The sequence below is a fragment of the Piscinibacter sp. HJYY11 genome, from assembly GCF_016735515.1.
Classification (GTDB): Bacteria; Pseudomonadota; Gammaproteobacteria; order Burkholderiales; family Burkholderiaceae_C; genus Rhizobacter.
The window spans coordinates 81,770-94,191 of the sequence record NZ_JAERQZ010000002.1; the positions used below are offsets into that span (position 1 = coordinate 81,770).

Consider the following 12,422-nt stretch of genomic DNA (forward strand, 5'->3'; position numbering starts at 1 on the left):
GAAAAAGGGCAGCTCGACATGACCGGCATTTCGATCCCATTGCAGACGGTGGTGCTGCTCGTGGCCTCGAACGTCTTCATGACGTTCGCCTGGTACGGGCACCTGAAGAGTCTGTCGGCGAGCCCCTGGTACATCGCCGCGCTCGTGAGCTGGGGCATCGCGCTCTTCGAGTACCTGCTGCAGGTGCCGGCCAACCGCATCGGCTACAGCGGCGGCTTCACGCTTGCGCAACTCAAGATCACGCAGGAGGTGATCACGCTCGCGGTCTTCGTGCCCTTTGCGATGTTCTACATGAAGGAGCCGTTCAAGCTCGACTACCTGTGGGCCGGCTTGTGCCTCGTCGGGGCCGTGTACTTCATCTTCCGCAGCTGATGGAAGAGCTGGGCCTCGAGCGCTTCCGTCACATCGCCATCGAAGGCCCGATCGGCGCGGGCAAGAGCTCGCTTGCCCGTCGCCTGGCGGCCCACCTTGGCGCCGAGCTGATGCTGGAAAAGGCCGAGGAGAACCCGTACCTCGAGCGCTTCTACGCCGACGTGCCGGGCTATGCGTTCCAGACGCAGGTCTTCTTCCTGTTCCAGCGCATGCGCCAGGTGCGCGAGCTCGCGCAGCCCCGCCTGCTCGCGCCGGCGGTGGTCAGCGATTTCATGCTGGCGAAAGACGCACTCTTCGCCCGCATGAACCTGAGCGACGAGGAATACCACCTGTACAGCCAGATGTACGCCCAGGTGTCTGCGCAGCTGCCGCAGCCGGACCTCGTCATCTGGCTGCAAGCCACCCCGCACACGCTGATCCAGCGCATCAAGCAGCGTGGCATCGCGATGGAGCAGCGCATTTCCCCCGAGTACTTGCAAAAGCTCTGCGATGCGTATGCCGACCACTTCCGGAGCTTCGAGGGGGCGCCGTTGATGGTGGTGAACAGCGAGAACTTCAATCCGGTGGAGCGGGATGGGGATTTCCACGCGCTGGTCAACGCCTTGGCCCAGTTCCGAGGCCCCCGGGCGATGTTCGACCTGCGCCAGCCCGGCTCAGGGTGAACCCCGGCGCTACACTCTGCGCCTTGTCGTTGTGACCGTTTCGTGACAGAGCCGCATCAAGCGGCCTCAAGACCCCCTCCCTGGAGAACAACCATGTTGTTTGGCAAGCTGCTGCCACGCGAAGGCAATTTTTTTGAGCTTTTCAACCAGCATGCGAACTTCATCGTCGAAGGTGCCCGTGCCTTCATCTCGATGATCGAGAACTACAGCAACCTCGACCAGCGTGAGAAGTACGCCAACCTGGTGGTGTCGGCCGAGCGTTCGGCCGACAAGGTGACCGCCGAGGTCAACCGGCTGCTGCACAAGACCTTCATCACGCCGATCGACCGTGAGCAGATCCACAGCCTGATCAATGCGATGGACGACATCGTCGACCTGCTGCAGGACGCGACCGAGACCATGCAGCTCTACGACGTGAAGGCGATGACGGAAGAGGTGCTGCGCCTGGGTGACCTGAGTGCCAAGTGCTGCGAGCGCGTTCAGCACGCCGTCTCGCTGCTGCCCAAGCTGAGCCAGAGCGATGCGGCCGAGGCTGCCATCAAGACCTGCGAAGAGATTGACAAGCTCGAGTCGGACGCCGACCGGGTGATGCGCTCGGCGATGTCGAAGCTCTTCCGCGAAGAGACCGACGTGCGCGAGCTCATCAAGCTGAAGGCGATCTACGAGCAGCTCGAGTCCATCTCCGACCGCTGCGAAGACGTGGCCAATCTCATCGAGGGCGTCGTCCTCGAAAATTCCTGATCCCACCCGGAGCTTCGGATGCAAACGATCCAGGTGGCGTTCTGGGTGGTGGCGATGCTTGTCGTGCTCGCCCTCATGTTCGACTTCATGAACGGCTTCCACGACGCGGCGAACTCGATCGCGACGGTCGTGTCCACCGGCGTGTTGAAGCCGCAGCAGGCGGTGCTGTTCGCGGCCTTCTTCAACGTGCTGGCGATCATGGTGTTCCACCTCAACGTGGCGGCCACGGTGGGCAAGGGCATCGTCGACGCGGGCGTGGTCGACCACCACGTGGTCTTTGGGGCACTGATCGGGGCGATCACCTGGAACGTGATCACTTGGTGGTACGGCATCCCGTCGAGTTCCTCGCATGCCTTGATCGGCGGCATCTGCGGTGCGGTGATCGGCAAGGCCGGTGTCGGCGCGCTGATCGGCAAGGGTGTGCTGAAGGTGGTGGCCTTCATCTTCGTGTCGCCGCTGCTGGGCTTCATCCTGGGGTCGCTGCTGATGGTGGTGGTGGCCTGGGTCTGCCGGCGCAGCTCGCCGCTGCGCGTCGACAACTGGTTCCGGCGCTTGCAGCTGGTGTCGGCGGGGCTCTACAGCCTTGGCCATGGTGGCAACGACGCCCAGAAGACAATCGGCATCATCTGGATGCTGCTGATCGCGACCGGCTACTCGACGGTGGGCGACAAGCTGCCGCCGAACTGGGTGATCTGGTCCTGCTACCTCGCGATCGGCTTCGGCACGATGTTCGGGGGTTGGCGCATCGTGAAGACCATGGGGCAGAAGATCACCAAGCTGAAGCCGGTAGGCGGCTTCTGTGCCGAGACGGGTGGGGCGATGACGCTCTTTCTCGCCACGGCGCTGGGCGTGCCGGTGTCGACCACCCACACCATCACCGGCGCCATCGTGGGCGTGGGGTCGGTGCGCAGCGCGTCCTCGGTGCGCTGGGGCGTGGCCGGCAACATCGTCTGGGCCTGGGTCTTCACCATCCCGGCCTCGGCCTTCGTGGCAGCCATCTTCTACTGGATCAGCCTGACGCTGTTCCCCTGACCGCACGCCACCGGATCACTGGCTGATCTTGCGGCCTTCTTCCACCTGGTATTCGAAGTAGCGCTGGCCACCGTAAGCGATGGTGGCCATGAGCACGGTTGCCCCGATCCCCAGGCACAGCACGAGCGCGAACACCACACCCCAGCCCGCCTGGTGCTGCCGTCCTGCATTCGTGTTGTAGCGGGCGTTCCATTGCTCGTCGGGCGTCAGGCCATAAACGATGCCGGCCAGCATGGCGCCCGCCAGGGCCAAGCCGAGCAGTGGCACCAGCGCCCAGGAGAGGTGGTCATCCTGGCCAAGGGTGTAGGCACGCAGCACACCGTAGAGGCCGATGAGGGTGGGCACCGGCCAGAGCCACGCCCAGGGGTCGCGCGAGCCGTAGAGGTAGAAGCGGTGAAGCCCGAAGCCGCCGGCGATCAGGGCCAACCAGGCGGCCAGGGTCTTGGATTTGTAGGCGTTCATGCGTGAGCGCTTGCGCGTTTCGGGTGCCGCGCCGGTGCGCCAAAGGGAGCCGGTGAGTTTATAATGCGCGGTTTCGATGGCGGTGGGCCCTGAACCTCAGGGCCTGCGTATCTACGACATCGAGCCCATTGGCAGGAGTCTCACTTCTGCTTGTCGATCTGCCTGGCCCTGAGTGTCTCCTGTGGTGCGGTGGATGTTGTCAGGAATCGAGGAAACAACATGGTCGTGATTCGACTCGCACGTGGTGGCGCCAAGAAGCGCCCCTTCTACAACATCGTCGTCGCTGATTCGCGCAACCGTCGTGACGGCCGCTTCATCGAGCGCGTCGGCTTCTACAACCCCGTGGCTTCCGGCGCCGAGCAGCCGTTGCGCGTGGCTTTCGATCGCGTCGACTACTGGACCGGCAACGGCGCCCAGCTGTCGCCGACCGTGGCGCGCCTGGTGGCCGACGCCAAGGCCAAGGCGGCCTGACGACGGCCGTGGCTTCCGCTGCACCGCCGGTCGGCACCCCAGCCGATTGGCCTGAAGACGCGGTGGAAGTCGGTCGCATCGTCGATGCCTGGGGTGTGAAAGGCTGGATCAAGGTCCAGCCTTTTGCATCTGATCCCCAGGCTTTGTTCTCGTCGAAACGCTGGTACCTCCAGCCGCCCGAGGACTCGGCCGTCAAGCGGCCCGCTGCCGCCAAACCGGCGGCAGCCTTCCCCTCCTTGCTCAAGATCACGCAGGCGAAGGACCACGGCGACGTCGTGGTCGCGCAGGTGCAGGAAGTCGAGGACCGCAGCGCGGCCGAAGCCCTGCGGGGCGGGCGCATCTTCATTGCGCGGTCCAGCTTTCCCACGGCCGATGCCGATGAGTACTACTGGGTCGACCTGATCGGCATGGCCGTGGTCAATCGAAAAGGCGAAGCCTTGGGCACCGTGGTCGGCTTGATCGACACCGGTCCGCACAGCGTCTTGCGCATCCAGCCGGCCGACGCCAAGGCGGAAGAGCGGCTCGTGCCCTTCGTCTCGGCCTATGTCGACGAGGTGAAGACGGCCGACAAGCTGATCACGGTCGATTGGGGCCTCGACTACTGAGGCTCGAGAAGCATGCGCTTCGATGTCGTCACGATCTTTCCCGAGCTGTTCACTCCGCACCTGACGCAGGGGGTGACGCGCCGTGCCTTCGAGTCGGGGCAGGTCGACGTCCGCTTGTGGCCGTTGCGCGACCACGCCGACAACAACTACCGTCGTGTCGACGACCGCCCGTACGGCGGCGGGCCGGGCATGGTGATGCTGGTGGAGCCGCTCCAGAGGGCGCTGGCGGCGATCCGAGCGTCTCGTGCTGACCACGCGCCTGTGGTGCATTTCACGCCCACTGGTCGCCGATTGGACCAGTCGGTTGTGCAGGAATTCGCGCAAGGCGAGGGCGCCGTGCTGCTTTGCGGCCGCTACGAGGGCATCGATCAGCGCTTCATCGACCGCCACGTGGACATTGAATTGAGCCTGGGGGACTTCGTGCTTTCCGGCGGCGAAATCCCGGCCCTGAGCCTGCTGGACGCGGTGGCCCGCCTGCAAGACGGCGTGCTGAACGATGCACAGTCGCACCAGCAGGACAGCTTCTCCGACGGGCTGCTCGACTGCCCCCACTACAGCCGACCCGAAGTGCTGGAAACGCCCGAAGGCCCGGCGCCGGTGCCGCCGGTGCTGCTGTCCGGGCACCACGCGGCGATTGCCCGATGGCGGCGTGAGCAGTCGCTCGCCTTGACCGCCCGCCGCCGGCCTGACCTGATCGAGGCGGCCCGGGCGCGGGGCACGCTGTCGGCCGCGGATGAGAAGTACTTGCTCTCGCTTGGGCTATAATCCCGGGTTTTCCGATCCTCTGCCCCGGAGAGGTGAGCCACCTGGCCACCCAGATCAATCAAGACCCGCGCTGGCACGATCACTAGGAGCATCTGTGGACCTCATCCAAACCCTCGAGCAAGAAGAGATTGCTCGCCTCGGCAAGAAGATCCCCGCGTTCGCCCCAGGCGACACCGTGATCGTCAGCGTCAACGTCGTTGAAGGCACCCGCAAGCGTGTCCAGGCCTACGAAGGCGTGGTCATCGCCAAGCGCAACCGTGGCCTCAATTCCAGCTTCATCGTGCGCAAGATCTCCAGCGGCGAAGGCGTGGAGCGTACGTTCCAGCTGTACAGCCCGCTGATCTCGAACATCGAAGTGAAGCGCCGCGGCGATGTGCGCCGTGCCAAGCTTTACTTCCTGCGCGACCGTTCGGGCAAGTCGGCTCGCATCAAGGAGAAGCTGGCCTGATACCCCTGGTATCTGCCCCCTTCGGAAAGCCGCCCCTCACAGGGCGGCTTTTTCGTTTCCAATCCAATTCCGTATGGCCCTGAGTTTCGATCCGCTGGAGTTGCCGGTCGCGTCGATCGACGATCACTTGCCGCCGGTGTCGCTGGAAGAGCTGCGCGCGGAAGCCTTGCGCCGCCGCTTCGTGGCGCCGCCGGTGTGGTCGCCCGAAATCGCGGTCGAGCGGCAGTTCACGCAGCGTGAGCCGACCCATGCCTCGGTGCTGGTGCCGCTCACCCAGCGAGACGAAGGCCTCGCTGTCTTGCTGACCCAGCGCACCGATCACTTGCACGACCACCCCGGGCAGGTGAGCTTTCCCGGTGGACGCGCAGAACCGGAAGATACCGACGCGGTGGCAACCGCACTGCGTGAAGCCGAGGAAGAGATCGGCCTCCGGCCCGCGTTCGTCGACGTGATCGGCCAGCTGCCCACCTACACCACCGGCACCGGCTTCATCGTCACACCGGTCGTGGGCGTGCTGCAGCCGGGCTACAGCCTGGAGCCTGATCCGTTCGAGGTGGCTGAGGTGTTCGAGGTGCCGCTGTCTTTCCTGATGAACCCGGCCAACCACCGCTGGCACGAAGTCGAGACGGGCGGCGTGAAGCGCGAATTCCTTTCCATGCCATGGACGGGGATCGATGCGTCCGGCCAGCCTCGGCGCTACTTCGTCTGGGGCGCCACGGCGGCGATGCTGCGCAACCTCTATCGCTTTCTTGCCGCGTAAATGAGCGCCGCTATCATCCGCGGCACATGAGTTTCTTCGCCGTTTTGTTCGCGCTCCTGATCGAGCAGCTCAAGCCCCTGCCGCGCGTCAACTTCGTCCACGATTCCCTGCGGGGCTGGATGCATTGGACCGGGCGCAATTTCGACGCAGGCCAGTCCCACCATGCCTGGGTCGTCTGGTGCGTCACGGCACTCGTGCCGGCCTTGCTGGCCTGGGGCATCTACCTCGCGGCGCTGCAGTTCGGCTTTGCCGCCGCGCTGATCTGGAACGTCGCCGTGCTCTACGTGACGATGGGCTTCCGGCAGTTCAGCCACTACTTCACCGACATCCGCGACGCCCTGCAGCGCGGTGACGAAGCCACTGCCCGCAGCCTGCTCGCGGAGTGGCGCCACCTCGACGCGAGCGAGCTCCCGCGCACCGAACTGCTGCGGCATGTGATCGAGCATTCGCTGTTGGCGGCGCACCGGCACGTGTTCGGCGTCTTCTTCTGGTTCGTGGTGCTGTCGACACTGGGCTTCGGCCCGGCAGGCGCGGTGCTGTACCGCATGGCCGAGTTCGCGAGCCGCTACTGGGGCTTCAAGAGCCGTGTGGTGGGTGTGCCCAGCAACGAGCGCCTCCTGGCTCTGTCGCAACGGGTCTTCAGCCTCATTGACCACCTGCCAGCCCGCCTGACGGCCTTTGGCTTTGCCGTGGTGGGGAACTTCGAGGAAGCTGCGGCGTGCTGGCGCCGCGATGCGCACCTGTGGAAGCACGCCAACGAAGGGATCATCCTGGCCGCGGCGGCCGGTGCCGTTGGTGTGCAACTGGGTGGTGCGGCGGCGCCTGGCGTCACGCCCGATCGCTCGAAGACTTTCGACAGTGGCGCAGGCGAAGACACCGCCGGCGCCGAGGGCTCCACGCCGGGAGCACTGCCTCAGCTGGACCACCTGCGCAGCATCGTTGGCCTCGTGTGGCGTTCGGTCGTGCTGTGGATGCTGCTGCTGGCGCTGCTGTCGCTGGCCAACCTGATCGGCTGATCAGTAGCGCGTCGGCGCCGACAGTTCGGCGAACAACTCCGAGTAGATGCGGTAGCGCGACTCGCTGATCTCGCCCGCCTGCAGTGCCGCGCGCACGCCGCAGCCCGGTTCGTGCAGGTGCGTGCAGTTGTAGAACTTGCACTGCTGAGACGGGCCGGCAAGGTCAGGCATCAGGCGGGGGAGGTCTTGCGCGCTGATCTGTCGGAGGCCGAATTCCTGGAAGCCTGGGGAGTCGATGAGCCCCGTGGTGCGGTCTTCGTCCAGCCAGTACCACTGCGTGGACGTCGTGGTGTGCTTGCCGGAATTGAGCGCCTGGGAGATCTCGCCGACCTGCGCGCGGGCATCGGGTGCGAGCAAGTTGATCAAGGTGCTCTTGCCGGTGCCGCTCGGCCCCAGCACCAGTGTCGCCTGGCCTTGCAGCAGCGAGAGCAGCGCGGTGCGGGACTCATCAGGTCGCGCCTTCAGCGCGACCTCGCGCACGTCGTAGCCCATCGCGGAATACGGCTTCAACCGCCCACGTGCCGCCGCGATCTGCGGCAGGTCGGCCTTGTTCAACAGGATGCGCGCCGCGATGCCGGCGCTTTCGGCCGCCATCAGCGCACGGGCCAGCTGCGATTCGCTGAACACCGGCTCGGCCGCCACCATCACCAGGATCTGATCGAGGTTGGCCGCGAAGGACTTGGTCTTCCACTCGTCCTGGCGGAAGAGCAGGTTGCGCCGCGGCTCCACGTGCTCGATCACACCTTCGTCCCCCGTCGGCTGCCAGCGCACGCGGTCTCCGACGACGCAATCGCTCTTCTTGCCGCGCGGGTGGCAGATGACCCGCTGACCATCGGGCGTTTCGACGACGTAGTGGCGGCCGTAGCCGGCCACCACCAGACCCGTGTCGAGCTCAGCCGACAAAGGCCACCAGCGCGTCGGCCTTGGCCGCGCAGATGAAGTCGTTGACCGAGATCCCGCCCACCGAATGCGTGTTGTAGCGGACCACGCAGCAGCTGTAGCTGACAAGCAGGTCGGGGTGGTGGTCTTCGGTGTGGGAAATCCAGGCGAGCGCGTTCACGAACGCCATGGTCTCGTGGTAATTCTTGAAGCTGAAGGTCTTCTCGATCGAGCCGTTGCTGAGCTGCCAGCCGCTGACCTGTGCCAGGTGGTCGTGAATTTCGCGCTCGCTCATCGGAGCGCCGCTGAGTGGCTGGCACTTGCGGTTCAGCAGGTGGGTCATGCGCGACTCGCTTGAAGACTGGCTTGCGACTGGATGGCGTTCAACCGTTCCAGCGCCGCCGGGTGGGAATAGTAGAAGCGAACGTACACCGGATCGGGTGTCAGCGTCGAGGCATTGTCTTCATGCAGCTTGAGCAGGGCGGCCGCGAGGTCATGGCCGCTGGCCTGTGCGCAGGCGTAGGCATCGGCCTGGAACTCGTGCTTGCGCGACAGCTGGGCAAAGATGGGCGAGATGAAGAAGGCAAACACGGGCACGACCAGGAGGAAGAGCAGCAGCGCGACCGCATCGTTCGGCGCGCCGAGCGAGGGCTGCACGCCGAGCGCGGTGTAGAACCAGGTCTGGCTCGACAGCCAGCCCAGCAGGGCAAAGCCGGCCAGGCTCATCGCGAACATCGACAGCATGCGCTTGGTCACGTGCTTGTGCTTGAAGTGGCCCAGTTCGTGCGCCAGCACGGCCTCCACTTCGCCCGGGGTGAGCTTGTTGAGCAGCGTGTCGAAGAACACCACACGCTTGGCGGCGCCCATGCCGGTGAAATAGGCGTTGGCGTGGGCCGAGCGTTTGCTGCCGTCCATGACGAACAGTCCCTTCGCCTGGAAGCCGCAACGCTGCATCAGCGTCTGCACGCGCGACTTGAGCGACTCGTCGGCCAGCGGCTGGAACTTGTTGAAGAGCGGCGCGATGACCGTCGGGTAGAGCACGAGGATCAGCAAGTTGAAGCCCATCCACGCGCCCCAGGCCCAGAGCCACCACAGCGTGCCCGCGGCGCCCATCAGCCAGAGGATCAGCGCGGCGATCGGCAGGCCGATCAGCGCGCCGACGATCACCCCCTTGACCATGTCGGCGAGGTAGAGCTTCCACGTCATGCGGTTGAAGCCGAAACGCTGCTCGATGCGGAAGGTGCTGTAGAGCTCGAAGGGCAGGTCGAGCAGGCCGCTGATGAAGGCAAAGGCGGCCAACAGCGCGAGTTGATAAGCCATGCCGCCGAAACGCGGCTCTATGGAGTCACGCACCGCGACGTTGAGCGTATCCAGGCCACCGAGGAGCGTCCAACCCAACAGCACTGCGGTGCCGAAGGCGGTGCTCAGCAAGCCAAAGCGTCCTTTGGCCAAGGTGTAGTCGGCGGCCTTCTGGTGGGCGGCCAGTGTGATGGTCTGTGCGAAGGCGGCTGGCACGGCATCGCGGTGGGCGGCGACGTGCCGCATCTGCCGCGTGGACAGCCAGAACTTCACCAGCAACGAGGTGACGAGCGCAACAGCGAAGAGCAGGGTGAGGGCGGTGCTTTGCATGAGGATCAGAAGTGTAGGCTGCGAGAATGCCCGCAAGAAGGAGATCAGCATGACCGACGAGACCACCCACAACCCCAACCTGCCCAGCAGCGACCAGAACCTGATCTGGATCGACCTCGAGATGACCGGCCTGTTCCCCAACACCGACCGCATCATCGAGATCGCCGTGGTTGTGACCGATGCCAATCTGACCCAGCGCGTCGAAGGCCCGGTGTTCGCCATCCACCAGAGCGACGCGACGCTCGACGCGATGGACGCGTGGAACAAGGGCACGCACGGCAAGAGCGGGCTGATCGACCGGGTGAAGGCGTCGACCATCGACGAAGAGAGCGCCCAGGCGCAGATGATCGAGTTCCTGAAGCGCTATGTGCCCAAGGGCAAGTCGCCGATGTGCGGCAACAGCATCTGCCAGGACCGCCGCTTCCTGGCCAACTACATGCCCGCGCTCGAAGACTTCTTCCACTACCGCAACCTCGATGTCAGCACGCTGAAGGAACTCGCCAAGCGCTGGAAGCCCGACATCCTGACCGGCTTCAAGAAGGCCCAGGCGCACACGGCGCTGGCCGACATCCACGAGTCGATCGACGAACTCGTGTACTACCGCGAGCACTTCTTGGCGAAATAGCCCTGGCGAAATAAATGGGTGAGCCCTGGTGAAAACCCGGGGCGGCCGCTACAATCCGCGCTTCGCCGAAATCTCCGTGTTTCGGCGTTTCGTTCATCCCCTCTGACCTCATCGAGTCTTCCCACAGCAAGTGCTGTGCGGCCTGTTCGAACCCAATGGCCTGGTGCCAGGGAATGGTTGGCGGCGATGCCGTCGCTTTGACTGTTCCTGATCCCCACCGCTGGCAACTTGGCCAGTAACGGTTCGGACCTTCTCCCCAGCGACTTCACCAGCGAGCCCTATGAGGCTGCGCGTGGTGCCGTTTGCGCGTCGTCGCGCGGGCGGTGCTTTGTTTCGAGAAAGAAGACGATGAGTTTCGACACCCTGGGCCTGAACCCGGCCATCACCCGTGCCCTGGCCGACGCCGGCTACTCCCAGCCGACCGACGTGCAGGCCAACGCGATCCCGCCCGCCCTGGAAGGCAAGGACCTGATGGTCGCCTCCAGCACCGGCAGCGGCAAGACCGCCTCCTTCATCCTGCCCGCGCTGCAGCGCATCCTCGCTGCCCGTGGCGACAACACCAAGCGCCGCGAAAAAGGCGTGGTCTACGGCCCGCGCGTCCTCGTGCTCGCGCCGACGCGTGAACTGGCGATGCAGGTCGACAAAGCCGCGATGACCTACGGCCGCCACGTGCAAGGCCTGCGCTGCACCACCGTCGTGGGCGGCGTGCCCTACGGTGCCCAGCTCAAGGCCCTGCGCGGCCCGCTGGACATCATGATCGCGACCCCCGGCCGCCTGCTCGACCACCTGACAAGCGGCAAGGCCGTGCTGGAGAATGTGGAGATGCTGGTGCTCGACGAAGCCGATCGCATGCTCGACATGGGCTTCATCGACGACATCCGCACCGTGGTCGACCACCTGCCCGCCGGCCGCCAGACGGTGATGTACAGCGCCACCTTCGTGGGCCACGTCGGGCGCTTGGCGCAAGACCTGCTGCGCGACCCGCAGCGCATCGAGATCGCCTCGCACACCGACACCCATGAAAACATCGAACAGCGCCTGCACTGGGCCGACAACAAGTCGCACAAGGACGCGCTGCTGGACCACATCCTGACCGAAAAGGAAATGGAGCAGGCCGTGGTGTTCACCAGCACCCAGCGCGACGCCGACTGGCTCGCCGACCGCCTGGCCGACATGGGCCACCAGGTCGCCTCGCTGCACGGCGGCATGCCGCAAGGTCGCCGCAACCGCGTGCTGCAGGGACTGCGCAATCGCCAGCTGAAGGTGCTGGTGGCCACCGACGTGGCTGCCCGCGGCATCGACGTGCCCTCCATCAGCCACGTCATCAACTATGGTCTGCCGATGAAGGCGGAAGACTACGTGCACCGCATCGGCCGCACCGGCCGCGCGGGCCGCAACGGCCTCGCCGTCACGCTGGCCGAGCGCATGGACGTGAGCATGATCCGCCGCATCCAGCACTTCACGACGCAGAACATCCCGGTCTCGACCATCACCGGCCTCGAACCCAAGCAGCCCGAGCCGCGCATGTTCGCGCCGCGTCCTGATGCCAAGTTCGGCGGCAAGCCGTTCCAGGGCCGCCCGGGTCACGGCAAGGGCGGGTTTGGCCACAACGGCGGTTTCGGTGGCGGTGGCAACTTCGGCGGCAACAGCAAGCCCTGGCAGAAGCCGCACCAGCAGCGTGCCGGCGAAGGTTTTGCACCGCGTGAGCGTGCGCCGTTCGACCGCGACAGCGCCCAGCACAACCGCTACAGCGTCGACCGCCCGAACGATCGGCACAACAGCACCTTCGTGCCGCACGGCCAGCCGATGCCGCGTGGCGCTGCTGCCTTCGATCGCGCGCCGGTCGATCGCAATGCCGGCGGCTTCGCGCCGCGCAAAGCCGGCCCGGCAAAGGGCGGCTTCAACAAGCCGCAGCGCCCGCGCCAGGGCGGTTTCAGCCGCTGAAGCGGATGAGC

General features: G+C 65.4%; 16 protein-coding genes. 12 read left to right on the forward strand and 4 right to left on the reverse strand.

Going from position 1 to position 12,422, the window contains the following annotated elements:
• The first annotated feature begins 18 nt into the window (after positions 1-18).
• The 4 genes from JI745_RS24120 to JI745_RS24135 all read left to right on the forward strand — a co-directional run bounded on the left by JI745_RS24120 (position 19) and on the right by JI745_RS24135 (position 2,807).
• Positions 19-372 (forward strand): DMT family protein, encoded by a 354-nt coding sequence (locus tag JI745_RS24120; protein ID WP_201812954.1) that lies wholly within the window; start codon positions 19-21, stop codon positions 370-372.
• Positions 372-1,034 (forward strand): deoxynucleoside kinase, encoded by a 663-nt coding sequence (locus JI745_RS24125; protein WP_236675428.1) that lies wholly within the window; start codon positions 372-374, stop codon positions 1,032-1,034. The genes JI745_RS24120 and JI745_RS24125 overlap by 1 nt, the downstream gene beginning before the upstream one ends.
• A gap of 93 nt (positions 1,035-1,127) precedes the next feature.
• Positions 1,128-1,775, forward strand: coding sequence for a DUF47 domain-containing protein (locus JI745_RS24130; RefSeq protein WP_201812956.1), 648 nt, complete (start codon positions 1,128-1,130; stop codon positions 1,773-1,775).
• Between the two features lie 18 nt (positions 1,776-1,793).
• Positions 1,794-2,807, forward strand: a complete 1,014-nt coding sequence (locus JI745_RS24135) for an inorganic phosphate transporter (RefSeq protein ID WP_201812958.1) — start codon at positions 1,794-1,796, stop codon at positions 2,805-2,807.
• A 15-nt stretch (positions 2,808-2,822) separates the two neighbouring features.
• Here the strand turns inward: JI745_RS24135 and JI745_RS24140 are convergent, their stop codons facing one another.
• Positions 2,823-3,269, reverse strand: coding sequence for an NINE protein (locus tag JI745_RS24140; RefSeq protein ID WP_201812960.1), 447 nt, complete (start codon positions 3,267-3,269; stop codon positions 2,823-2,825).
• A gap of 219 nt (positions 3,270-3,488) precedes the next feature.
• Here JI745_RS24140 and rpsP point away from each other — a divergent pair, with 219 nt between their 5' ends.
• The 6 genes from rpsP (at position 3,489) to JI745_RS24170 (ending at position 7,334) form a co-directional block, all read left to right on the forward strand.
• Positions 3,489-3,740 carry a 30S ribosomal protein S16 gene (rpsP, locus tag JI745_RS24145; RefSeq protein ID WP_201812962.1) on the forward strand — a complete coding sequence of 84 codons (252 nt, stop codon included), beginning with the start codon at positions 3,489-3,491 and terminating at the stop codon, positions 3,738-3,740.
• A gap of 8 nt (positions 3,741-3,748) precedes the next feature.
• Positions 3,749-4,345 carry a ribosome maturation factor RimM gene (rimM, locus tag JI745_RS24150; RefSeq protein ID WP_201812963.1) on the forward strand — a complete coding sequence of 199 codons (597 nt, stop codon included), beginning with the start codon at positions 3,749-3,751 and terminating at the stop codon, positions 4,343-4,345.
• 12 nt (positions 4,346-4,357) lie between these two features.
• Positions 4,358-5,110 carry a tRNA (guanosine(37)-N1)-methyltransferase TrmD gene (gene trmD, locus JI745_RS24155; RefSeq protein WP_201812964.1) on the forward strand — a complete coding sequence of 251 codons (753 nt, stop codon included), beginning with the start codon at positions 4,358-4,360 and terminating at the stop codon, positions 5,108-5,110.
• A 94-nt stretch (positions 5,111-5,204) separates the two neighbouring features.
• Positions 5,205-5,558 (forward strand): 50S ribosomal protein L19, encoded by a 354-nt coding sequence (gene rplS / locus JI745_RS24160; protein WP_201812965.1) that lies wholly within the window; start codon positions 5,205-5,207, stop codon positions 5,556-5,558.
• A 73-nt stretch (positions 5,559-5,631) separates the two neighbouring features.
• Positions 5,632-6,318, forward strand: a complete 687-nt coding sequence (locus tag JI745_RS24165; RefSeq protein ID WP_201812966.1) for a CoA pyrophosphatase — start codon at positions 5,632-5,634, stop codon at positions 6,316-6,318.
• Between the two features lie 26 nt (positions 6,319-6,344).
• Entirely contained in the window at positions 6,345-7,334 is a 990-nt protein-coding gene (locus JI745_RS24170) for a CobD/CbiB family protein (RefSeq protein ID WP_201812967.1), read from the forward strand.
• Here JI745_RS24170 and rsgA read toward each other — a convergent pair whose 3' ends face one another.
• Genes rsgA through JI745_RS24185 form a run of 3 tightly spaced genes read right to left on the reverse strand, consistent with a single transcriptional unit; the run spans position 7,335 to position 9,842 of the window.
• A complete protein-coding gene (gene rsgA, locus JI745_RS24175; protein WP_201812970.1) occupies positions 7,335-8,237 on the reverse strand; it encodes a ribosome small subunit-dependent GTPase A in 903 nt (300 codons plus the stop codon).
• Positions 8,227-8,556 carry a 4a-hydroxytetrahydrobiopterin dehydratase gene (locus JI745_RS24180; RefSeq protein ID WP_201812971.1) on the reverse strand — a complete coding sequence of 110 codons (330 nt, stop codon included), beginning with the start codon at positions 8,554-8,556 and terminating at the stop codon, positions 8,227-8,229. The genes rsgA and JI745_RS24180 overlap by 11 nt, the downstream gene beginning before the upstream one ends.
• Complete coding sequence (locus JI745_RS24185; protein WP_201812972.1) at positions 8,553-9,842, reverse strand: M48 family metallopeptidase; 1,290 nt, start codon at positions 9,840-9,842, stop codon at positions 8,553-8,555. The genes JI745_RS24180 and JI745_RS24185 overlap by 4 nt, the downstream gene beginning before the upstream one ends.
• A gap of 49 nt (positions 9,843-9,891) precedes the next feature.
• Between JI745_RS24185 and orn the strand changes: the two genes are divergently transcribed.
• Both orn and JI745_RS24195 read left to right on the forward strand, forming a co-directional pair.
• A complete protein-coding gene (orn, locus tag JI745_RS24190) occupies positions 9,892-10,467 on the forward strand; it encodes an oligoribonuclease (RefSeq protein WP_201812973.1) in 576 nt (191 codons plus the stop codon).
• A gap of 348 nt (positions 10,468-10,815) precedes the next feature.
• Positions 10,816-12,411: a DEAD/DEAH box helicase gene (locus JI745_RS24195; protein WP_201812974.1), complete on the forward strand. Its 1,596-nt coding sequence runs from the start codon at positions 10,816-10,818 to the stop codon at positions 12,409-12,411.
• Positions 12,412-12,422: the final 11 nt, after the last annotated feature.

Bases quoted from the DNA above. Each gene is read 5' to 3' on its own strand.
- JI745_RS24120 (WP_201812954.1), top strand. From the start codon at position 19: ATGACCGGCATTTCGATCCCATTGCAGACGGTGGTGCTGCTCGTGGCC.
- JI745_RS24125 (WP_236675428.1), top strand. From the start codon at position 372: ATGGAAGAGCTGGGCCTCGAGCGCTTCCGTCACATCGCCATCGAAGGC.
- JI745_RS24130 (WP_201812956.1), top strand. From the start codon at position 1,128: ATGTTGTTTGGCAAGCTGCTGCCACGCGAAGGCAATTTTTTTGAGCTT.
- JI745_RS24135 (WP_201812958.1), top strand. From the start codon at position 1,794: ATGCAAACGATCCAGGTGGCGTTCTGGGTGGTGGCGATGCTTGTCGTG.
- JI745_RS24140 (WP_201812960.1), bottom strand. From the start codon at position 3,269: ATGAACGCCTACAAATCCAAGACCCTGGCCGCCTGGTTGGCCCTGATC.
- rpsP (WP_201812962.1), top strand. From the start codon at position 3,489: ATGGTCGTGATTCGACTCGCACGTGGTGGCGCCAAGAAGCGCCCCTTC.
- trmD (WP_201812964.1), top strand. From the start codon at position 4,358: ATGCGCTTCGATGTCGTCACGATCTTTCCCGAGCTGTTCACTCCGCAC.
- JI745_RS24165 (WP_201812966.1), top strand. From the start codon at position 5,632: ATGGCCCTGAGTTTCGATCCGCTGGAGTTGCCGGTCGCGTCGATCGAC.
- JI745_RS24170 (WP_201812967.1), top strand. From the start codon at position 6,345: ATGAGTTTCTTCGCCGTTTTGTTCGCGCTCCTGATCGAGCAGCTCAAG.
- JI745_RS24180 (WP_201812971.1), bottom strand. From the start codon at position 8,556: ATGACCCACCTGCTGAACCGCAAGTGCCAGCCACTCAGCGGCGCTCCG.
- JI745_RS24185 (WP_201812972.1), bottom strand. From the start codon at position 9,842: ATGCAAAGCACCGCCCTCACCCTGCTCTTCGCTGTTGCGCTCGTCACC.
- orn (WP_201812973.1), top strand. From the start codon at position 9,892: ATGACCGACGAGACCACCCACAACCCCAACCTGCCCAGCAGCGACCAG.
- JI745_RS24195 (WP_201812974.1), top strand. From the start codon at position 10,816: ATGAGTTTCGACACCCTGGGCCTGAACCCGGCCATCACCCGTGCCCTG.